Annotated in this window: 17 protein-coding genes; 6 read left to right on the forward strand and 11 right to left on the reverse strand. The window is 59.5% G+C overall.

The genetic code is table 11. The annotated features are described in order from the left end of the window. The 7 genes from C1725_RS18565 to C1725_RS18595 all read right to left on the reverse strand — a co-directional run bounded on the left by C1725_RS18565 (position 1) and on the right by C1725_RS18595 (position 11,140). The gene (locus C1725_RS18565) at positions 1-918 is read right to left on the reverse strand and encodes an ABC transporter permease subunit (RefSeq protein ID WP_102413161.1); all 918 of its coding nucleotides are present in this window, start codon (positions 916-918) and stop codon (positions 1-3) included. Positions 919-1,043: 125 nt separating this feature from the next. After that, positions 1,044-2,393, reverse strand: coding sequence for an ABC transporter substrate-binding protein (locus C1725_RS18570; RefSeq protein ID WP_346026852.1), 1,350 nt, complete (start codon positions 2,391-2,393; stop codon positions 1,044-1,046). 168 nt (positions 2,394-2,561) lie between these two features. Further along, entirely contained in the window at positions 2,562-3,911 is a 1,350-nt protein-coding gene (locus C1725_RS18575; RefSeq protein WP_102413163.1) for an extracellular solute-binding protein, read from the reverse strand. A gap of 217 nt (positions 3,912-4,128) precedes the next feature. Then, positions 4,129-5,970: a histidine kinase gene (locus C1725_RS18580; protein WP_102413164.1), complete on the reverse strand. Its 1,842-nt coding sequence runs from the start codon at positions 5,968-5,970 to the stop codon at positions 4,129-4,131. Then, entirely contained in the window at positions 5,967-7,472 is a 1,506-nt protein-coding gene (locus C1725_RS18585) for a response regulator (protein ID WP_102413165.1), read from the reverse strand. The genes C1725_RS18580 and C1725_RS18585 overlap by 4 nt, the downstream gene beginning before the upstream one ends. Before the next feature lie 31 nt (positions 7,473-7,503). Continuing rightward, entirely contained in the window at positions 7,504-9,285 is a 1,782-nt protein-coding gene (locus C1725_RS18590) for a beta-L-arabinofuranosidase domain-containing protein (protein ID WP_102413166.1), read from the reverse strand. Positions 9,286-9,469: 184 nt separating this feature from the next. Beyond that, positions 9,470-11,140 (reverse strand): leucine-rich repeat protein, encoded by a 1,671-nt coding sequence (locus tag C1725_RS18595; protein ID WP_102413167.1) that lies wholly within the window; start codon positions 11,138-11,140, stop codon positions 9,470-9,472. Between the two features lie 228 nt (positions 11,141-11,368). Here C1725_RS18595 and C1725_RS18600 point away from each other — a divergent pair, with 228 nt between their 5' ends. Further along, positions 11,369-12,982, forward strand: a complete 1,614-nt coding sequence (locus C1725_RS18600; protein ID WP_102413168.1) for a 5'-nucleotidase C-terminal domain-containing protein — start codon at positions 11,369-11,371, stop codon at positions 12,980-12,982. Positions 12,983-13,042: 60 nt separating this feature from the next. Here C1725_RS18600 and C1725_RS18605 read toward each other — a convergent pair whose 3' ends face one another. Continuing rightward, on the reverse strand, positions 13,043-14,263 hold the full coding sequence (locus C1725_RS18605) for an SH3 domain-containing protein (RefSeq protein WP_346026853.1): 1,221 nt from the start codon (positions 14,261-14,263) through the stop codon (positions 13,043-13,045). A gap of 41 nt (positions 14,264-14,304) precedes the next feature. On the opposite strand from C1725_RS18605, the gene C1725_RS19580 reads away from it, so the two are divergent. Continuing rightward, positions 14,305-14,514 (forward strand): hypothetical protein, encoded by a 210-nt coding sequence (locus tag C1725_RS19580; protein ID WP_346026854.1) that lies wholly within the window; start codon positions 14,305-14,307, stop codon positions 14,512-14,514. A gap of 141 nt (positions 14,515-14,655) precedes the next feature. Continuing rightward, positions 14,656-15,759 (forward strand): DNA alkylation repair protein, encoded by a 1,104-nt coding sequence (locus tag C1725_RS18610; protein WP_102413170.1) that lies wholly within the window; start codon positions 14,656-14,658, stop codon positions 15,757-15,759. Positions 15,760-16,306: 547 nt separating this feature from the next. On the opposite strand, the gene C1725_RS18615 is transcribed toward C1725_RS18610, so the two are convergent. From C1725_RS18615 to tsaA, 3 genes are all read right to left on the reverse strand, one after another. Continuing rightward, the gene (locus C1725_RS18615; protein WP_346026855.1) at positions 16,307-16,933 is read right to left on the reverse strand and encodes a carbohydrate-binding family 9-like protein; all 627 of its coding nucleotides are present in this window, start codon (positions 16,931-16,933) and stop codon (positions 16,307-16,309) included. A gap of 24 nt (positions 16,934-16,957) precedes the next feature. Then, a complete protein-coding gene (locus tag C1725_RS18620) occupies positions 16,958-18,355 on the reverse strand; it encodes a hypothetical protein (protein ID WP_346026856.1) in 1,398 nt (465 codons plus the stop codon). Positions 18,356-18,530: 175 nt separating this feature from the next. Then, positions 18,531-19,220 (reverse strand): tRNA (N6-threonylcarbamoyladenosine(37)-N6)-methyltransferase TrmO, encoded by a 690-nt coding sequence (tsaA, locus tag C1725_RS18625; RefSeq protein ID WP_102413173.1) that lies wholly within the window; start codon positions 19,218-19,220, stop codon positions 18,531-18,533. A gap of 384 nt (positions 19,221-19,604) precedes the next feature. On the opposite strand from tsaA, the gene C1725_RS18630 reads away from it, so the two are divergent. From C1725_RS18630 to C1725_RS18640, 3 genes are read left to right on the forward strand one after another with little or no spacing between them, the layout of a single operon-like run. Further along, entirely contained in the window at positions 19,605-20,234 is a 630-nt protein-coding gene (locus C1725_RS18630) for a TetR family transcriptional regulator (protein ID WP_102413174.1), read from the forward strand. Further along, the gene (locus C1725_RS18635; RefSeq protein ID WP_102413175.1) at positions 20,221-21,117 is read left to right on the forward strand and encodes an ATP-binding cassette domain-containing protein; all 897 of its coding nucleotides are present in this window, start codon (positions 20,221-20,223) and stop codon (positions 21,115-21,117) included. Before C1725_RS18630 ends, C1725_RS18635 begins: the two co-directional genes overlap by 14 nt. Beyond that, complete coding sequence (locus C1725_RS18640; RefSeq protein ID WP_102413176.1) at positions 21,114-21,911, forward strand: ABC transporter permease subunit; 798 nt, start codon at positions 21,114-21,116, stop codon at positions 21,909-21,911. The genes C1725_RS18635 and C1725_RS18640 overlap by 4 nt, the downstream gene beginning before the upstream one ends. The last annotated feature ends 35 nt before the right edge of the window (positions 21,912-21,946 follow it).

The raw sequence follows: 21,946 nt of genomic DNA on the forward strand, positions 1-21,946 counted from the left end.
TCAGTCCCCTCCGTAATAGACCCATTTGTTCTGGGACTTCATGATGATTGCCGTCAGAATCATGATGATGATAAACAGGAACCAGGCCAGCGCGCAGGCGTAGCCCATGTTCGCCTTTTCAAAGGCCTGCCGGTACAGGTACAGCACGTAAAAGAGCGAGCTGTTGCTCGGGCCGCCCTTTGTCATGATGTAGCCCTGCGTAAAGACCTGCAGCGAATTGATGACCGCCATGATGCCGTTGAAGAAGATGGTGGGCGTCAGCATGGGGATGGTGATGTGCCACAGCTTGTGCCAGGCGTTGCCTCCGTCCACGCTCAGCGCCTCGTAATACACCTGGGGAATGCCCTGCAACCCCGCCAGAAAGATGACCATCGTGCCGCCTGTATTCCAAAGGCCGGTCATCACGATGGTCGGGATGACCGTCTTCTTATCCCACAGCCAGCCGGGGGTGCCCATGCCGAGCTGCTTGACGAGCGTCGTCAGCAGGCCGTACTGCTGGTTGAGCAGCCACATCCACACTACGCAGCTCGCCACCGCGGGGACGATGCTGGGCAGGTAAAAGATCGACCGGAAGATCCCCCTGCCGCGGATATTCGTGTTGAGCGCCAGGGCGATCAAAAACGCCACCAGCAGCGACGCCGGCACGTTGAGCACCGCGTAATAGGCCGTGGCCTTCAGGGAATCGGAAAAATACAGCTCCGTGCTGCCGAACATGGTCTTAAAGTTGTCAAGGCCGATAAACCGGATTTCCGATTTGAACGCGCTGTAGTCCGTCATGCTCAGAAAGAGCGATACGACCATTGGAATCAGCGTCAGGATGAGAAAGCCGAGAATGGCGGGCAGCGCGAACATCCAGCCGGTCATCGTCTCGTTGCGGCGCCAGCTGCTGCGCCGGACAGCCTTTTGCCCTGCGATCATTGCAATAAACCCCTTTCCACCGTGAACTCTGGCCCGATCGCGGCAGGCCGATGGACTGAAACCTCCGCCAGGCGGGAGCGCGTCCTCGCGTCCCCGCCCAGCGGCGGTTTTGGGCGATCAATGCATTACTTTGCGGTGCGAAGGGCGAGCTCGATGCCCGCGGTCTTGATCTGCTCCGCGGCGGAGTCCATGCCCTCCTGGGCGGTCTTGTTGCCGTAGACGATCTCGTCCACTTCCTTGTTGACGATGTCGATCATGTCGCTGAAGTTCTTGATCGTGCCGGTGAACGGCGCAGCGGAGTTGTTCAGCAGCATCTTAATCACGCCGTCGTAGCCCTCGGGACGGGCGGGGTTGCCTTCCTCGGCCCACTGGTCGAGGTATTCCTTCTCCGTCAGCCACTTGAGGCCGGAGGGCATCAGGTTGCCGTTCTTGAAGAGGGTGATTTCCTTGCCCGGGTCCTGCAGGTACTGCTGCAGCGCCCAAGCCGCTTCCTTTTCCTTGCTGTCCTTCATGATGACCGACATGCCGTTGGTGCACACGGAGACAACCTCCCCGCCCATCCGGGGCAGGGTGCCCGCGCCGAAGTTCACGCCCGTGTCGGCGAGCGTCAGCGCCAGCCACTGGCCGTCCACGACCATCGCGTACGCGCCGGTCAGCAGCGCCACGTCCGTACCCGGCATGCCCTCGCGCGCGGTCGGGGTCGGCATGCAGTGCTTCACCAGCGCGAGATCCGCAATCGCCTGCAGCGCCTCGACGCTCGCGGGCTGGTTCATCGCGAAGTTGCCCTCCGCGTCCACCAGCGTTCCGCCGTTGGAAAGGATGAAGGAGCCCCAGATCGGCCACCAGATGCCCATGTTCACGCCGTAGCGCACGATGTTCTCCGGGTCAAAGCCCTCGTCGTACGGCGTCTTGCCGTTCGCGTCCAGCGTCAGCTTCATCGCCGCGTCCACGAACTCGTCCCACGTCCACGCCTGATCCGGATCGCTCGGCGGATAGGGCAGGCCCGCTTCGTCGAACACGTCTTTGCTGTAGAACATCGTCATCAGCTCGATGCAGCCGCTGTAGGAGATCAGGTTGCCGTTATCGTCGTAGTAGCAGCTCGCGGCCACGTAGTCGTCCATGTCGATGCCGTCGCGCTCAATGTAGGGATCGAGCAGCTCGTAGTGGCCTTCCTCCGCCAGCTTGAAGCCGATCGTGCCGGATTCCATCTCCGCCAGGTCGATGGTCTCGCCCGCCGCGATCATAGCGGTGATCTTCGTGTCGTAGTTTTCGTTGATGCAGATGTAGTTGACCTCGCAGCCCGTATCTTCCATGAATTTGTCGATAATCGCCTGCTTGGCCGTCTGGGTGGCGCTGTCGCCCCAGCTCGTGTAGACCAGGGAATGCCCTGCGAAAATTTTGTCCTCCGCAAGACTTGTGCCCATCAGGGACAGGCAAAGCGTCAGCGCGAGAACGAAGGATACGATTTTCTTCATGTGATTGACCCCTTTCAAAAGCTCTGCATTCATTGTAAAGCGCCGCGCGGGTCAGCTCTACGATAGATTTTTCTGCTATGTGTACAAAACTACGATTTTGCCGTCCGCACAGTCAAAAGAAGGGAGCGCATACCCGCGCCCCCTCCCAATGCAAGGAATCCCTTCTTTTTACTTCGCAGCGCGAAGGCCCAGCTCAATGCCCGCGGTCTTGATCTGCTCCGCGGCGGAGTCCATGCCCTCCTGGGCGGTCTTGTTGCCGTAGACGATCTCGTCCACTTCCTTGTTGACGACGTCGATCATGTCGCTGAAATTCCGGATTGTGCCGGTGAACGGCGCGACGGAGTTGTTCAGCAGCATTTTGATGATGCCCTCATAGCCCTCGGGACGGGCGGGGTTGCCTTCCTCGGCCCACTGGTCGAGGTATTCCTTCTCCGTCAGCCACTTCCGCTCGGAGGGCATGCGGTTGCCGTTCTTGAAGAGGGTGATTTCCTTGCCCGGATCCTGAATGTACTGCAGCAGCGCCCAAGCCGCTTCCTTTTCCTTGCTGTCCTCCATGATGACCATCATGCCGTTGGTGCACACGGAGACGACTTTCTCGCCCATCTTGGGCAGGCTCGCCATGCCGAAGTTCACGCCCGTGTCGGCGAGCGTCAGCGCCAGCCACTGGCCGTCCACGACCATCGCGTACGCGCCGGTCAGCAGCGCCACGTCCGTACCCGGCATGCCCTCGCGCGCGGTCGGGGTCGGCATGCAGTGCTTCACCAGCGCGAGATCCGCAATCGCCTGCAGCGCCTCGACGCTCGCGGGCTGGTTCATCGCGAAGTTGCCCTCCGCGTCCACCAGCGTTCCGCCGTTGGAAAGGATGAAGGAGCCCCAGATCGGCCACCAGATGCCCATGTTCATGCCGTAGCGCACGATGTTCTCCGGGTCAAAGCCCTCGTCGTAGGGCGTCTTGCCGTTCGCGTCCAGCGTCAGCTTCATCGCCACGTCCACGAACTCGTCCCACGTCCACGCCTGATCCGGATCGCTCGGCGGATAGGGCAGGCCCGCTTCGTCGAACACGTCTTTGCTGTAGAACATCGTCATCAGCTCGATGCAGCCGCTGTAGGCGATCAGGTTGCCCGCATCGTCGTAGTAGCAGCTCGCGCCGACGTAGTCGCTCATGTCGTAGCCGGACTGCGCCACGTAATCATCCAGCGTGGCGAATTGCCCCTCCTCCACCAGCTTGTAGCCGATGGTGCCGGACTCCATCTGTGCCAGGTCGATGGTCTCGCCCGCCGCGATCATGGCGGTGACCTTCGTATCGTAGTTTTCGTTGATGCAGATCAGGTTTACTTCGCAGCCCGTGTCCGCCGTGAACTTGTCGCAGATCGCCTGCGTGGCCGCCTGCTCGGCGCTGTCGCCCCAGGTCGTAAAGACGAGCGAATGGCCGGCGAACGTCTTGTCCTCCGCGAGGCTCATGCTCATCATGGACAGGCAAAGCACGAGCGCGAGAAGCAGCGAGATACATTTTTTCATGCTGTATCTCTCCTTTCTTTATTATACTTGAAGTCTATCAGTGCTTTTAGAACAGTTCCACGATAAATTTCTCCACTCTGTGTATAAAACTACGATTTGAGAGCGGAACCCCACAAAAAAGGGAACCGCGGCTGTGCACTTTCACGGCCGGTGTTCCCTTAAGACGCGTCTGTTTTTACAAGGAGGAGAGCGCTTCACCCGCAGAGCGCCTATATCTTTATATTGGTTTCTTCCGACACATATCGCCTGTAGGGGAGTATAATGAGAACATTTGTACCCTACAGTGGCACTTCTGTCCCCCCCCCCCCCCCGACCCATCTGAACGGCTGATCTCCATCCGGCCCATCTCCCCAAACAGGAGGCTCAGGCGCTTTTGCACGTTTGCAACGCCGATGGAACCGTTTCTGTTTTCGCGCGTGGGGATCTCGTAATCTTCCGGCACGCCGCGCCCGTTGTCGAAGATCGTGATGCGAACCAGGCCGTCTTCGCGCCTTGCCTTGATGCGAACCAGGCCGTCCTTTCGGCCCGCCAGACCGTGCTGCACCGCGTTTTCCACCAGGGGCTGCAGGCTGAGCTTGGGAATCTGCGCGAGCAGCACGTCCTCCGGCGCGTCGATTTCAAGCCGGATATTGTCCTCATACGCCACCTGCATCAACCGAAAGTACTGGCGCACGTTCTCCAGCTCCTCGTCCAGCGGCACCACGTCTCGGCCGTCGCGCAGCACATAGCGCAGCATCTTGGAGAGCAGGATGATGAGGTCCGCTGTCTTTTCATCCCGCTCGCACAGGGCGCTCATGTGCAGGATGTTCAGGGCGTTATAAAGAAAGTGCGGGTTCGTCTGATAGCGCAGCGCCATCAGCTCGTTTTCCTTCTCGCGCAGGCGTACGTTGTAGTTTTCCTCGATCAGCGTGTCGATCTTGCAGGCCATCTCGTTAAAGGCGCTCATCAGCACGTTGAACTCGTCGTGCGTGGCGGGCAGGCGAACGTTAAAGTCTCCCTGCCCTGTCTGGTCGATGGCCACCATCAGCCGCTGAATCGGACGCGCCATGGCGCGCGAGACGGAGACGCTGAGCAGCACGCAGAGCAGCAGCACCAGGAGGAAGACCCCCGCAAACGTCGCGGCGATGTTCCCCAGCGCCGCGCTTAAAATACTGCTCTCGGGGACGACCGACACGATCCGCCAGCCCGGCAGCAGCGTCTTGTAGGAAACGAGGCAGAGCCCTCCCTCGTAGGTCGTGAGCACCTCGCCTTCCTCCGCCCTCAGCAGCGCCATCTCCCGCTCGCCGAGCGTCGACATGCGCCTGCTCTCGTCCACGTGCGAGATCACATAGCCGTCTTCATCGACGATCAGGTACTGCGCGTCCGCGTAGGGGGTGGAGTCGGCCAGCGTGTCGCGCAGATAGCTTTCCAGCACGCTGATGACCAGCACCGGCTTTTCAACCCCAGCGGGCAGGTAATTCAGCCTGCCGTCCCGCAGCTCGTACAGGTTGAGCTCCCCCACGAGGGAGATGAGATAGCGGTTGCTCAGCGGGACGTCCATGAGCCGCCAGTGGCCCAGCGCCTGCGTAAAATCGTAGGTAGGCACCCAGGCAGGGTACTTTCCGCCCTCGCGCGCTTTTTGGTAGAAATCGGCGTTCTTGATGTTGTAAATGGACGTGTACGTCGCGTTCCTGCTGTAGAGCACGATGTCCGAGCGCCAGAACTGCACCTGATATACCTCGTCCGCGTGCAGGAGATAGGTGTTCATCACTTCGCTGATCGCCCGGTTCGCCGCCGCGGGACTGACCTTTGTGGCGTCGTAGGCGCTGAAAAAGCGAAACAGCCCGGCATCGCGCATCAGGTCGCCGTAGATGTCCTCGATCGTCTGAAACGTCTGGTTCAGCTTTTCGCTGGCGCGCGACATCGTCTGCCGGATGTCCGTGCGCGTGTAGGAGAGCGAAAGCTCGACCTGCTGGTAAAAGAAGATCCCGCTGAGCAGGATCAGGATCAGCAGGCTGACCAGGAGCATACTGCGCAGGATGCGCGAGGAAAAGCTCTTGGAAAAGAAGCCCTTTTTCAATCAGGCGTCTCCCTTCTGTACAGCCTTCTGTACGCGACCGGCGACATGTGGTAGTACTTTTGAAACTGCCGGATGAAGTATCGTTCATCCAGGTATCCGCACCGCGCCGTAATCGTATAGACGTAATCGTCCGTGGTTCGAAGCTGCTCCGCAGCGCGCTCCAGCCGCAGCTGGGTGAGGTATTCGACAAAGCGCTGGTTCGTCCGCTTCTTGAACAGCGCGGAGAAGTAATTCGGCGTCAAGAAGTAGCGCCGCGCCATGTCCTCCAGCGAAATCTGCTGGGCGTAGTTTCGCTGCAGGTACAGGATGCACTGGCCGATGGGATCGCCCGTGCTCTCGATCGTGCGTTCCGCCTCCCCGGCAAGCGCCCGCAGGCAGTCGCCCACCAGCGTGCGGTACTCGTCCCAGAACAGCACCCTGCGCATGCGCGCCGCGAAATCGCTCACGATCTGACGATAGTTCGCCGCGGGCTCCAGCTTTTCGACGCATCGGGCGATGCTGAACACCGTGGCCTCCATCAGCCGGGACGCGCTGGGGCGCTGGTCCTCGATCCGCGTCAGCATGGCCTCGAGACTGCGCGCACGGTCCTGTTCGTCCGCCAGCAGCAGCCGGTACAGTTCGTCCGGGCGGGCGAGCTCCGGACTGCCCGGGCGCGCCTGCGGTCCTTCAAAGCCGACGAGCGCGCCGTCATAAAAGGCGCTGTCCAGCCCGCGCCGGGCCGCGCCGCACGCGGCGTATCCCGCGCGCGCGAGGTTCTCCTGATATGCGCACAAGCCGATGCGCATGTCGTACTTTTCCGCGACGCGCAGCAGCAGCGCCGTCAGGGCATCCTGCTGACGCGCGCTTCCCTCGGCCACGATGAACAGGAGGTGCTTTTCCGCCGGCAGAGAGAGAATGCAGGGCTTGCTCCCCAGGTCGATGCCGCATTCCAGCATCGCGCCGATGCCCTGCTTCACCTGTTCGATGCCGCCCGCCTCCGTGAAGTACACGGCGGCGATCCACCCGCCCGACAGCCGCCGCTCCAGCGCCTGCGCGCTCGAAGGCGGCAGCTGCTCGACCGGCGTCAACAGCCACTGCTGCATCAGCAGCGCCAGCTTCTCGCTCTCCTGCGCGCGCTGGGCCTGACGGTCCTTCGCAAAGCGGTCGTCCCAATAGTCGAGCTTCTTTTTCAGCTCCGAAGCCTCCACCGGCTTGACCAGAAAGTCGACAGCGCCCTGGCGCAGCGCCTGCTGCGCGTATTCGAAGAGCGCGTAGCCCGTGATGAAGATCACCTTGGAACCCGGCGATACGCGGCCGAGCCTCTGAAGCATCTCAAGCCCGTCCATACAGGGCATGCGGATGTCCGAGAGGACGAGGTCGATGCTCTGCTCTCCGACGATTTTTAGGATTTCCTCGCCGTTTTGGGCCGTTACGACCTCGTCCTGCGGGCGCATCTGGTGAATGCTGTCCTCCAGCATATGCACCTGCAGCGGCATGTCGTCCGCCACCAGAATGTGCAGCATTCGCCCTGTCCTCCTATCCTCAGCGCTTCTTTCATTGCGGCCGTTCGCGCAGCCAGACGGCCATGCCGCCGCTCTCCCGGTTGTCCCAGGCGTAATAGGGAATCAGCTTTATCCCGGCCGCGCGCACGGTCGTCACGCCGCCCAGCAGCTGCGGCTCGTAGACCGCCTCAAGCTCCGCCGACCGGCTGAGCGCGAGGTCCGCGTGCAGGTACTCGGTCGGGATGCCGGGGTTGTCGGCCTCCTCCGCGCAGTAAACCACCGGCCCGCGCATGACGGCGACGCGCCCCGCGTCCTCCCTGACGCGCGCGTCGGCATAGACGCGGCGCACGGGCATGTCCATGTCAAACTCCACCGTATCGCCCTCATACACCCGCACGCAGAGGTAACCCCCGTCCGGCTCCAGCGCGAGCTCCTCGCCGTTCCGGCAAAGCCGCCAGGCTTCGCACCAGCCGGGCACCCTCAGCATCAGGTTCTTTTCGCCCTCGCAGGCCTCGACGCGGATCCGCACGCAGCCCTCCCAGGGATAACGGGTCTTCACGTCGAGCGCTACCTCGCCGCCGTCCAGCGGGATGTGCGCGCGCGATTCGATGTACTGGCGCACGAAGACCGTCCCGGGCGCCGTCGCGTACATATAACCCCCGATCGACGGCAGGAAGCGCACCAGGTTGGTCGGGCAGCAGGGCACGTGGAACCATTCGCGGCGGTGCATCGTGCCAACGGAGGCGAGCGGGTTTTCGTAGAAGTAGCGGTCGCCCTTGAGCGACAGGCCGGAAAGGATGCCGTTGTAGATCTCCCGCTCCACCAGGTCGGCGTACTTGGCCTCGCCGCGGGAAAGCTCCATGCGGTGATTCCAAAAGGCCATGCCGATGGAGGCGCAGGTCTCGCAGTAGGCCGTCAGGTTCGGCAGGCTCCAGTCCTTCGTGAACCCCTCGTTGTAGGCCGACTGACCGATGCCGCCCGTCACGTATAGGTTGGCGGGCACCACGTTGTCATAAAGCCTGCGCAGGGCCTGCTGCAAGGCCTCGTCCCCGCGGATTGCGGCGATATCCGCCAGGCCCGAGTAGTAGTACATCGCGCGCACCGCGTGGCCGGTCACCTTGCTCAATTCGCGCGCGGGCACGGTGTTTTGGCAGTATTCATCGGTAAAGAACGTCTTGTAATGGGAGATGGGCAGGCGCAGCTTCGTATGCCCGCGCTGCTCGACGAACCACTCCGCATCCTTCAGGTAGCGTTCGTCGCCCGTGTGGCGGTACAGGCGCACGAGCGCCATCTCGATGCCCTCGTGGCCGCTGATCCAGGTTTCCCCCTCCGGCCCGATCGTGCGCATCATCTGGTCCACCGCGCACAGCGCGGTTTGATACAGCTTGTCCTTGCCCGTCGCCTGCTTGTAAGCGATGCCCGCCTCCACCAGCTGACTGACACAGAAGTCCTCGTGGTGATCCATGTCCGTCCAGCGCTTGGCAAGGTCGTTCAGGATAAAGAAATTAAAGAGGTAGCCGTCCGCCTGCTGCGCTGCGCAGATGACGTCGATGATCTCGTCCGCCGTCTTCTCCAGTTCGGCGTCCGCGCCGCCCATCAGCACGTAAGCGACGCCCTCCAGCACCTTGTAGATGTCCGCGTCGTCGAAAAATACACCCTCAAAGCCGCCCTCACTCAAACCAGCGGAGCGTCGGAAGTTTTCGATGTTGTGTTCGCACTTGCGAATGCAGTCGCGCGTGGTGACACGACGAACCGTGTCGATGCGCTCTTTCCACAGGCCCCCCGTGATTTCAACGTTCGAAAAGGGAATCGGGGTCAAATCGGTAAAATGCATGTCGCCGCCTCCTCGTGTAATCCTGGGTCACTTTATTATAGAGGAAGGCTTTTCGCGCTGGCAAGCGGCGGTTCAAAGGTAGATAGAAATATGGATGATTTGTAGTTTTGTCTACATTCGCGTCTTCTCTACGAAATCTCAGGAAAACACCGCATCGAAGGAGCCCCGCGGAACGCCCCCTCCGTCATCCTGCGCCCTTATCGCGCTCCTGTTTTTGCGCTTCCAGGCAGACGATCCGCCAGTTCCACAGGTAATCGCGCGCATAGGCCTCCGCGTAGCTGCCCGCCTTTACGTAGACCGTCGGCTCGCCCTCCTCATAGTCCCAGCCGACGATCGTCTCGTCGATAAACGATAGGCTTTCCGGCAGCACCAGGCTGTGCACCGGCGCTTCCGAAAATGCGTAGTTCCCCAGCTCTTCCAGCCCTTCTGAAAGATATACTTTCTTCAACGCGCCGCAGCGAAAAAACGCCTCGGCGCCGATGGTTTTGAGCGTGCCGGGGCACCGTACTTGTGAAAGCGCGCCGCACAGTTCAAACGCCTGCGCTCCAATTCGCGTCAGCCCCTCGGCCAAATGAATCTCCAGGAGCTGCCTGCACTCGGCAAAAGCCCGGTCTTCTATCACCTCCAACGACGATGGACATTCAACGCTTTCGAGCCGGCATCTGATGAAGGCGGTTTTCCCGATCGCCTTCACCCCTTCCGGCACCTGAAAGGCGGTTCTGGATGCGCTTCGCGGATACGCGAGAAGCCTCTTCCCATCCTTCGAATAGAGCACGCCGTCCACGCTCCTGAACGCAGGGTTGCCGTCCGCGACCTCATATCGCTCAAGCCCTGAAAGCCCCCTTCGTCTCAAGGCATCCGATGAAATATCCGTGCAGGTAGAGGGAATGTAGATCGCCTGTAAGCAGGGCTCTGCGTCGAGAAACGCGTCGTCGTCGATCCCCGTCGTCCCCTCGGGTATGCGGTAAACCGCCGCCCTCTTATCAGCCGGATAAGCGTACAGCGTCGTATCCCGAAACAATACGCCATCCTTTCGTGCGCAGGTATGGCCCGCCTCAACGGGTGCTTCCGATGTGGACATTTGCCCGACAAAATAAACGAGCTTCCAGTCCGGCAGGTGCTCGCGCGCATAGGCCTCTGCGTAGCTGTCCGTCTTTACGTAGACCGTACATTCGTCTTCTTTCCCATAATCCCATCCGACGACGTAGTCGTATATGTACTTCAGGCTATCCGGCAGCACCAGGATGCGCACCGGCGTTCCCCAAAGCGCGCAATAGTCCAGCTCTTCAAGCCCTTCCACAAAGTGTACCTCGCGCAGCGAATCGCACTGTCCAAACGCGCTGGCGCCTATGAATTTCAGCGAATGCGGAAATTGAACGCCGGTGAGCCGACTGCATGCCTCGAACGCACCGGCGTCGATGCATTCAAGCCCTTCCGGCAGGAGGACCTTTTCAAGCTGCTCGCAGCCGTAAAACGCGTACATGCCGATGTGCTTCAGGGAGGCCGGAAGGTTGACTTCTTTCAAAAGGCTTCCCGCAAAAGCCGACTTGCCGATGGCTGTCACCCCTTCCGGCACGGTGAAGGATTCGATCGTCAAGTCGTGTGGAAACGACACGAGGGTCGAACCGTCCTGCGAGTAGCGCACGTCCTTTACGTTCCTCCAAGAGGAATCCTCCTCCGCGCCGCTCAAATCCCCCAGCGCCGCGTCCCCCTGATGAATGCATCCAAAACCGCATTCGACGCCCGGGGTTCCCATCTGCGCTTCGCCCAAGGAGGGCATCCAGCCTTCGCCCCGCGCGTTTACGCCCCAGCACAGTGCCAGGATGAGAACAAAGCATGTCTTCAAATTCCTCATTTTTTTAATATCCCTCTCCGTCCGTCGCTGTCTGAATAATTCGGGATGTTTCCCCTTGTCCCCTGCCGCCCGTGCGCCGGCGTCCGTCTTCGGCCGTTAAACTTTATCGCGATTTTCGCTTCTCTTTACCGCCCTCTCTTGACGCCCGCATATCCGTTTGTTATCATAAGCATATGGGGATATTTGTATGCCCCGGCAAAAAGGACAGGAGAAGGAAGGTAATTCTCAATGACAAAGAGAAGTCTGCTCTCCCTCGTGCTCGTGCTCTGCATGGTCTTTGGCCTCATGGTGCCGGCCATCGCGGAGGAGGGCAAGGAGACCCTTGACCTTGCGGGCAAGCTCGTCATTCTGCACACCAACGACGTTCACGGCCGTGCCGTAACCGATTCCTCAACCGGCGCGCTGGGTTATGCCTTTGTCGCCCAAAAGAAGGACGACTTTGAGGCGGCGGGCGCATCCGTGCTGCTGCTGGACGCAGGCGACGCCACGCAGGGCATGTCCGTCGTCAACCTCAGCCAGGGCAAGACCGCCATCGAGTTCATGAACGCGGTCGGATACGATGCCATGGCCCCCGGCAACCACGAATTTGACTGGGGTCTGGACAACCTGCTGACGCTGAAGGAAGCCGCCGATTTCCCGATACTCGCGGCGAACATCGTAGACAAGACGAGCGGCGATCCCGTCTTTGAGGCAAATAAGATCTTTGAAATGGAAAACGGCATGAAGGTCGGCGTGTTCGGCCTGGATACGCCGGAAGCGCTCACGAAGGCCCATCCTGACAAGGTCAAAGGCATAACGTTCGCGATGGACGAAGAGCTCTATGCCTGCGCGCAGGCGCAGGTAGACGCGCTGAAGGCGGAGGGCTGTGACCTGATCGTCTGCCTGGGCCACCTGGGCGTGAGCGACGAGAGCGCGCCGAACCGCTCCATCGACGTGATCGAGCATACCACCGGCATCGACCTTTTCATCGACGGCCACAGCCACACCGAAATCGACGGCGGCCAGGTGATCGGTGAGACGCTGCTGGTTTCCACCGGCGAATACTGTCACAACCTGGGCGTGGTCGTTTACGACGGGGAAGCGTTCAAGGCTGGACTGTACACGGGCCTCAAGGCGGAGGTTGCCGACCTCGTAAACGGCGTCAACGCCGAGGTTACGGAGCAGCTCTCCGCCGTGTTTGCCACCACGTCCGTCGATCTCAACGGCGAGCGCGACCCCGGTGTGCGCACGATGGAAACCAACCTGGGCGACTTCGCCTGTGACGCGATCCTTTGGGCGGCGCAGCAGGCTATGGGCGATCAGGTCGTCGCGGCCGTGACCAATGGCGGCGGCATCCGTGCCTCCATCAAGGCGGGCGACATCTCGATGAACGACATGAAGACCGTGTTCCCGTTCGGCAATGAAGTCGCCACCCTGACGGTGAAGGGCTCCGAGCTGCTCGAGGCGCTTGAAGCCGCCACCTGCACCACGCCGGACGCCATCGGCGCCTTCCCGCAGGTCGCGGGCATTGAGTTCACCGTGGACACCTCCGTGCCGTATGAAAACGGCGAAATGTACCCCGATTCCACCTACTATGCGCCCGCGAAGCCCGGCGCCCGCGTCACGATCCAAACGGTCGGCGGCGAGCCCTTCGACGCGGAAAAGCTGTACACCATCGCGACCAACGACTTCACCGCGGCGGGCGGCGACACCTACTACGCCTTCCGCTATGCGAACCAGACCACCGGCTACAAGACCGGCTTGGCTCTGGAGGACGCCCTGGTGAACTACGTAGCCGAGGTGCTGGGCGGGACCATCGGCGAACAGTATGCTGAGCCGCAGGGACGCATTACGATCAAGTAATGCCAGAAAAGACAATCACAGGGCAAAAAAGGAAGAGGCGCGATGCCTCTTCCTTTTTGTTCATTGATTCTGCTGCGCCAGATACGGCGTTGCGCCCTGCGATACGTCGGTCGCCCGTACATACCCCGACGGCGCTTCCAGATCCATCATCCAGCTGAACTCCCCCTGCGGAACGGAGACGTGCAGCCAGGGGCCATTTATGCCCAAGACGTGCATCAACGTTCCCTTTTTGATTTTCGTGTACTCGCAGGGCCTTGCGGTCATGCCCGCCATCAGTTCGATGTCCTTTTTCGCCTGCGCCACGGGTAGGTGCGCCCGCTGCAGCGTCGCCGCGATCGACTCAGTGGTCGGCTCCGAGAGGTAAATCTCGCTCATGTACCCCTCCATCTGGCCGACCTGCACGCGCCACCAGCCGGTGTCGCCGGCAGCATCGGGCATTCGCCTGAGCAGGCGCACCAGCGTGCCGTTGTAATACTTGCCCATGGATTCCGTGCTCGTTCCGGGCCCATATCGCAGGTTCAATCCCGTATCCGCAACCAAAATCGCGGCGATCTTATCCTGCTGCAAGAACTTCGGCGCAGCCTCCTGGTACGAGCGCACCTCTGAAAGCGTCTTGGGGAATGCCTCCGCGTCGAAGTCTTCCAGGAAGGTAGACGTAATGCACGGAAGCTTATCGATCCGTTCCTCGCCGTCAGCCGCCGCCGTCGTCACTTCAAAGAAGCCGGCGCCCTGGCTTCCGCCGGAGACGCTCACCTGTCTCCCGTCCGGGTAGCTTCTGACGTACGCTTCCATCATGAACCGTCCGCCGATTCCGTCCGAAAGCTGCTGTACGGAAAAGGAGAAGCGCTCCTCCCCGCCATCCTCGCAGGGATAGACGACCGCCATCTGGCTGCGATCGCTGCCGGCAAGCGCAAATGTCCTTCCCTGCAGCATCGCGCGCGGGTTGGCCGCGACGATCTGCCAGGAACCGCCGTCCAGTCCGGTCAGGCCCACCAAGCAAGTCTCATCGTCCTTCTCCATGACCACCAGCGCCCGGCGCCATTCGTCGCCCTCCCGCTGGCACATGATGCCGCTCACGCAGGCATATCCGTTCCATTTGCTCTTAAGGAATGCCTTCTCCATGTCCGCGGGCAGCTCTCCGTCAAAGGCCGTATACAGGTTTGTCCCCGTAACGACGGTGATATCCTCCCGCCACGACCTTATCTCCGCCGACCCCACGGCCGCGCATAGGATCAACCCGGCGGCCAGCGCCGCAGCCGCGGCCCTTTTCAAGCTCTTCACACAAACACTCCTTTCCATCTTATTCCTTAGAAGAAATAGACATGTCTGCATACAAGACGTTTGACGGCGGCGCTTCGTTGCCATTCCTCGGAAAAGATATAAAAAACAGTTGTTTTTCCAGCTCGTTGCGGCGTTTCTATAAGCTGAAAAGGCATGGTTACTGGGTTTCTTATGGAATGAGTCTATCTGTAAAGTGGCAAAATGGTGCCCAACGAACAAAAGGAGTTATGGACAGTAACATGAAGTTATGATATGAAATGAGTTGTTTGACATTTCCGCACGCAAATATTAGAATGGAAAAAGCCAAGTTCGGTTTGGTCGCCTTTGGCGGAGAAGGCCTCCTATCGCAAGTGGCTGACCTTAGACAATCCCCCTTAGAAAAGAGGAACTGCATGCCCGAACTAATGAAATATAGATATTATAATTACAATACAATTCATGAACTTGCTATGTGCATAAACGCCGTATATCCAGCTTTTCCGGCTGATGATTTTATTGCCAACATTATGGACGAAACATGGGATGCGTTGGAATTGAAAGCCCGTATGCGGCGTATTACTATCAATTTAGGAAAGTATCTTCCTCACGATTATGAATATGCTCTCGATATTCTAGACAAGGCTATTGCGGATTATCCTGTTGGGATTGTGGATTCTGGCCTGCTTTACTTCCCCGACTTCGTTGAGGTGTATGGTCAAGATGAGCGCCATTGGGATTTATCAATGGCTGCGTTGGAGCGTTATACGAGGTATTCAACGGCTGAATTTGCTGTAAGGCCATTTATTATCAAGCATGAAGCCAGAATGATGGCACAGATGACTGCTTGGACGGAGCATGACAACGAGCATGTGCGGCGTCTCGCCAGCGAGGGTTGCCGTCCGGCATTGCCCTGGGGACAGGCATTAACCAGTTTCAAAAAAGACCCGTCGCCAGTTCTTCAAATTTTAGAAAGGCTGAAAGCTGACCCATCGCTGTATGTCCGAAAAAGTGTGGCTAACAACCTAAACGATATTTCAAAAACCCATCCCGATTGGATAGCAGAACTTGCAAGGGCTTGGTACGGTAAAAACGAGCATACCGATTGGATTGTAAAGCACGGATGCAGGACACTTCTAAAAAGGGGCAACAGGGATGTACTGGACATTTTCGGGTTTTCAGATGTCGATTGCGTGAATATTGATAACTTCTCGTTGGATGCCGCGTCTGTTTGCGTTGGGGAGGATATGACCTTTTCTTTTGAGATTGAGACAAAAAAGGAAACTAAGGTACGGCTAGAATATGGCATTGATTATGTGAAGGCGAACGGCAAGCGCTCCCGTAAGATATTTAAAATATCCGAGCCTTTATTAAGGGAAAACGAAAAAAAGTCTTATAGGAAAACGCATTCCTTTATAGATGCAAGTTCAAGGAAGCATTATCCTGGCATTCATTCGGTTACGCTGATTGTGAACGGAGTCGAGTGGGGGACATTGAATTTTAAGCTGTCGACTCTTTAATCTACAAATAACATGAGCACCTTATCGGGTTAAGGCAAAGTTGTTTGTATCGGCAGTTCAATAGCGGCAAGCAGGGGCAAGTGCATATGCACTTGCGACATTCTGCAGGGGGTTTTAGGGCCTAAAGTGTGATGCCGCACCTTTTGACGGAGCTTCCTTCCAGCGGTCCTTATCTGCGCATGCCTTCCTGATAGCCCCACCCGTAAAGGCCATTCTGCCTCTTGCGGTTTCAGAGAAAGTATGGTATACCATGCACATCAGCAGGCCGGACAAGGGCTTGCTGATTTTGTATTTCGTGGTGCCCAACTTTACAAAACCATGCTGTTACAGGTTATGCCGCTTTATTCGTAAAATTAAAGAAAACGCCCATTTCATGCGGGTTTGTCGGGACTGACCATGGAACAAGTTCCCACTTTATGACAGTTTAAGTGGATATACAGGCAATAAAAAATAAAAGGGACGGCCTGGGGGATCGGCAAAGTATCGCAAAGGAAGCAGGAATGCTTTGTCGATGGCCAGACGGTTCAAGCCGGCTCTTTTATAGGGCTCAGCACGCGCAAAACACGAGGCTGCCAAAGCGATCCGGTACGTGGAAGTTCGGCTCGCCCGTCGGCGACCAGGCCGACAGCTCCATCCCCCGCGCGCTGTGGTCGATGCGGTACACGTTCATGCGCCATCTTTCCCCCGCCTTCGGGACGTGGTCAAACCCGGAAAGCGGCATTTCCCAAACGGAGGTGAGTACGCCGTGTGCCGGGCTGCTTGACGTCTCGCTGCGCCAGCCCGACAGATCCCACGCAAGCCCGATCGTCGTCCGGTGCGGAGCATGGTAGGTGATGTCCGCGTCGAACTGCACGTTAAACGGGCTTACCTCAAACTCCTTATACCGGTGCAGGTCGCCCGCGTCGCACAGGAAGACCTCCAGCACGTCCTGATTGTAGACCGGCTCATCCCGTTTCGTGTAATCCGAATGCGCTTCGTCGTCCGCGCACAAAAAGCGGAAGTAGAGCTTTCCCATCGCCGGGTCGTAAAACGCACGCACGCGCGTCTCCATCGCGGGCACGCGGCCCGACGCCGTCTCCACAAGCCGCATCTCCGGCAGTCCCTCCCAGACCGCATCGTCCGCCGCCGGAAACCTCGCCGCGCTGCGCGGCAGGCAGGAGTATTCCTTTTCCATCATATCCTCCTATACAGGGTTCCCTTAGGGAACCAGGGTCACCTGATCCGCCTCAGAAAAGTTCAAGTAGATGAGTCCTTCCGAGGACTTCAAGCGTTCTATCGCTCCGTCAAGCTTTTGTTGCCCCTCCTGGGTAGCGCTCGCAAGCATTCGTTCGGCCTCTTGCGCCGTGTCCGCGTTGGCGAGCACCTTGGTTACGTAACCGCGATTCGTCACGAATGCGGTCGGCCGCTCATACGTGTAGGTACAAAATTCCCCCGAAACGCGGGTGATGAACGTCGTGTAAAGCGGGTTGTACAGCGCTGGCGCCTTCGTCAAAACCGCGCTCGCGGGCCGGCCCATGGTGAGCCACCCCGTAGAGCGATTCGCCGCCGTAAGCACGGCCGTCACGCACGTGCTCAAGACAAGCGCGCAGGAAATCGCCGTTCGCGCCCTGCGGCTGCTCAACAGCGGAAGGGCGGCCAGTATGCAGAAAAAGACGAGGGGTGAGGTCCAGGCTCCATATCGCGAGATGGCGATCATTCCGCAGTTGATATGGTAGGTAATCGAATACCACGCCACCGTCAGCAAAAAGCCCGCAAATAGCAGGGGCGTCTGCGCCTGCCGCTTGAGGGCCGCCCAGATCGTAAGCAGCGCCATGAGCAGCAGGAGAACCGGGAAGTAGCCCGCGAGTCCCAAATTCAGATCAAACAGATACGCTGCAAAACGCCCCCAGTAGTCCCGCATGTCCACGGTATACATCATGGATACCGGGCCGCCAAAGAGCGCGTAATTGAGCGCCACGGGCACGACCGAAGGGATAAAGCAAAGCACCAGCAGCGCGCAGTCACCTGCATTTTTACGAATTGAAAAGAGCAGGTTTCTTCCCAACGACCGGGTTGGGCGCTCGTACTTGTCCATTGCATAGGCGAGTATGATGACCGCGCCGTAGCCCATGATGCAGACGTTCAGCGTTCCCGCGATGGAGACAAAAAGCGCCGCCCGTTTATATTGCCGGTTTGAAAAGAACACGAGCGACATGACGACAAAGGCATAGATGAATACTTCGCTCTCCGGCCAGGTCAGATAGTAAAACGCCGGGTTCAGCGCCACGAAGAGCAGCGTCACAAAAACTTGCCAGGCAGGACGCCTCAGGCACTTATAAACCACCGCCATCGCGATGATATAACATAGGACGTTTGTGAGGGCGAATGCGTAGCTCTGGTTCAGATACAGCCGCTTTAAGGCGATCTTCATCGGCAGCGCCGCGAGGGAATACGTCGGGAAGTAAGCGGATATCATCTGGCCGTCCTTCGTCGTGAAGAGCGTACGGTCCTGATAAAAATATCCCGCGTATTCCGGATAATCCGTCCACGACTGCTCGATGTCTTCCTGCGTAATGAAGATAGACATGCGATTTTGAAGCGCTATTGTCGTGATCATGTAGTCTTCGCTCTCGCCAACCGGCCCTGTCGGCGTAAGAAGCGCGTAGACCATCGCAAAGAAAGAAAAAAGTACGATGAATGCAAATGAAGCTCTCTTAAAAAAGGTCTCCCTCTTATTTTCCGTCATGATCCCGTTTCCACTCCCCGCTGCTTACATGAAAGACATCGCTATCCTACCGCCCGTCCAGACCTTCTACCCCGCACACGCTCAGACACCGCCCTGACACGGTAAAGCGCACGTTGAAGCCCGCAAAGGCGACGCCGTAAATCCTCCCCGGATCGTCCTGATACGACGGCCTCGGGTCCTGCGAGAGCACGCCCATCAGCGCGTCGCGCTGCGCCGCGGGAATCCGGTCGAGTAGCGCCCGCGGGAAATCCACCTCCAGCGCGTAGCCTTCGGCCTGCGCGGCAAAGCCGGACGAGGCTTCCGGGTGGCTGTCGGTGTACGGCAGGTACGGCTTGATGTCCAGGATCGGCGTACCGTCCATGAGGTCCGCCCCCGCCACAACCAGAACCGGCCCGCGTACCGGGTCGGCCTCGACCTGCTCCAGGCGCACAGAGGAAAGCCCGATGGCGTTAGGACGAAAGGGCGAGCGCGTCGCGAACACGCCCACGCGCACGTTGCCGCCGAGCCTGGGCGGGCGCACCGTCGCGGACCATCCGTCCCGCTGAGCGCGCGAAAAGCGCCAAATCAGCCAAATGTGCGAAAATCCCTCGAGCCCTCGCACCGCCTCCAAATTACGGTATTCCGGTTCAAAGACGATCTCCCCCCGGAGCGCTCCAACCAGGCCGCTTTGGCGCGGAATGCCGAATTTCTCCGGGAAGTCCGTGTGGATGGTCGCGATCGTCTTCATGGCCCCCATACATCCCCTTTTACATGACGCGACTTTGTCGATCATCTGATAATTGCATCTTATCATAGCGCTCGATTCCTGACAACCCCTTTCCAGCCCTTTGCCCTTTTCAGCGCATCCTCCGCTTGCTGACGCTTGCGCAATCAGCGTCCGCAGCCGCGCAAGCGGGGGGACCGTCCCGAACCGGTCGAGCATCCGTTCCGCGCCAAGGCCGCCGCATGGTCATACCAGGCCGCGCGTCGCAGGCACCGCCGAAGCCGATCAGGGCGAGGGGTCCGTCCGGGCAAAGGAGCACTTTCCCCCTCTTTTTCAAAAACCCCTTGTCGCATTCGGTCAACGCGCTATAATAACAGATAACGACCGGCAGGTCAATGGGGCGCAAGGGAGGCTTCCATGAATCCAAAATTTTTTTCACTGCCGCAGGAGAAGCAATCCCGGATCGTGAACGCCGCCATCCGTGTGTTCGGCGGGGCGGATTACCGCCACGCGGTCACGGACGACATCGCCGCTTACGCGGGGATTTCCAAGGGGCTGCTCTTTCATTACTTCGGAAATAAGCGAGGCCTCTACCAGTACGCGTTCGATTACTGCCTGCGTTTTATCGCTCAGGCCGCAAATCGCGCTATTCCCGAAGGAAAGATGGACTTTTTCGCCATCACGCTGCAATGCGAGCATGCGAAGGTCGGCATCATGAAGCGCTATCCGCACGTGTACGCCTTTATCATGCGCGCCTACTACGAAGAGGACGAGGACGTGGCGGATGTAGTGCAGCCCTTGCGCCTGTCGTGGACCACCCGCAGCGTAGACGCGCTGCTTCCCCGCATCGACGAGACGAAATTCCGCGAGGGCGTCGACCCGGCGCAGGCCCTGCGTACGCTCGTCTACTGCGCGGAGGGGTTTTTGCTGATGCGGCGGCGCGAGGGCGCCCTCGCTGACCCAGACCATCTGGTGGAAGGGTTCGACGAGACGCTCAGGCTGCTGAAGCGCAGCTTTTATAAGGAGGAATATCATGATCTCTCTTGAGCATCTGACAAAGGATTACGGCGGCGGCAAGGGCGTCTTTGACCTCTCTCTGGTCATTCCCGAGGGCGAGGCATTCGGCTTCCTGGGGCCCAACGGCGCGGGCAAGACGACGACGCTCCGCATGCTGATGGGCTTCATTCGCCCCGGACAGGGACTTTGCCGAATCGGCGGTCTGGACTGCTCGCGGGATGCAGCAAAAATTCAGCGTACACTGGGCTACATCCCCGGCGAAATCGCCTTAATGGACGAAATGCGCGGCCTGGAATTCATTCGCTTCCTCGCCGCATATCGCGGCGGCGTGCCGAAGGGGCGCATCGACGCGCTGCTCGACCGCTTCGACCTCGATCCCAGCGGCCGCATCCGCAAGATGAGCAAGGGCATGAAGCAGAAGGTCGGCATCGTCTGCGCCTTCATGCACGATCCGGACGTCCTGCTGCTCGACGAACCGACGAGCGGCCTGGATCCGCTGATGCAGGGCCGCTTTATCGATCTGATCGAAGAGGAGCGCGCCCGCGGCAAGACGATCCTGATGTCCTCTCACATGTTTGAAGAGGTAGAGCGCACCTGTTCACGCGTCGGCATTCTGCGCGCGGGACGGCTCGCCGCGGTCGACGGCATCGACGCCATCAAGAGCAGGCGCCGCCGTCAATACGTCGTGCGCCTGTCCGGCGCGGCAGAGGCTGAAGCCTTCTGTAAGGAGCCGATTACCGTGCTGCGCCGCGACGGCGCGCACGTCACCGTCTCCGTCGGGGAGGACCTGCGCCCCTTCACCCTGGCGCTGTCCCGCCATACGGTGACCGGCCTCGATTCCGTCCGGCAAAGTCTGGAGGACGTATTTCTGCACTACTATGGAGAGGAAATGAAGGGAGGCGTCAAGGGATGAGCTTACCGCTTTACCGGCAGGGGCTGCGCTCGTGTTACAAGATCGTCCTCGTCGTCATGGCCGTGCTCACGCTGTACGTGACCGTCATCATCACCATGTTCGATCCCAAGTTTGGCGCCGCGCTCGATCTGCTCTCCACCGCCATGCCGCAGCTGATGGCAATGGTCGGCATGACCGCCGCGGGCGGGTCGCTCGCCGGCTTCATGGCTTCCTACCTGTACGGGTTCGTGATCCCCATCTTTCCGATGATTTCCTCCATCCTCATCGCCGTGCGTCTCGTCTCGCGGCTGGTGGACCGCGGCTCCATGGCCTATCTGCTGGCCGCGCCCCACGCGCGCGGATGCGTCGTGCGCACGCAGCTATGCGTCCTGCTTACATCCATCGTCTTCCTGATCGCCTATGCGGCGGCTCTGGGCGTAGGCGTCTCCGCCGCCGTCTTCCCCGGCGAGCTGAACGTGAAAGCCTTTCTGCTGCTCAACCTGGGCGCGCTCTGCCTGCACCTCTGTCTTGGTTCCATGTGCTTTCTCGCTTCCTGCGCGTTTGACGAGACGCGGCTTTCCGTCGCCTTCGGCGCGGGCGTCCCGGTGGCCATGTTCGTGCTGCAAATGGTCGCCAACATGGGCGGCGGCGCAAAATTCCTGCGCTACTTCACCGTCTTCTCGCTCTTCGATCCGCGCGCCATCGTCGCGCGCGGACTGCCCGCAATGGGCGGCAGCCTCGTCCTCGCGCTCATCGCGGCCGCGCTGTACGCCGCGGCCGCCGTCCTGTTTCAAAAGCGCGACCTGCCTCTTTAAGCGCGGCAAAGGTTTGGCCGCCGCGAAATCGCGGC

The organism is Beduinella massiliensis (genome assembly GCF_900199405.1).
Classification (GTDB): Bacteria; Bacillota; Clostridia; order Christensenellales; family Aristaeellaceae; genus Beduinella; species Beduinella massiliensis.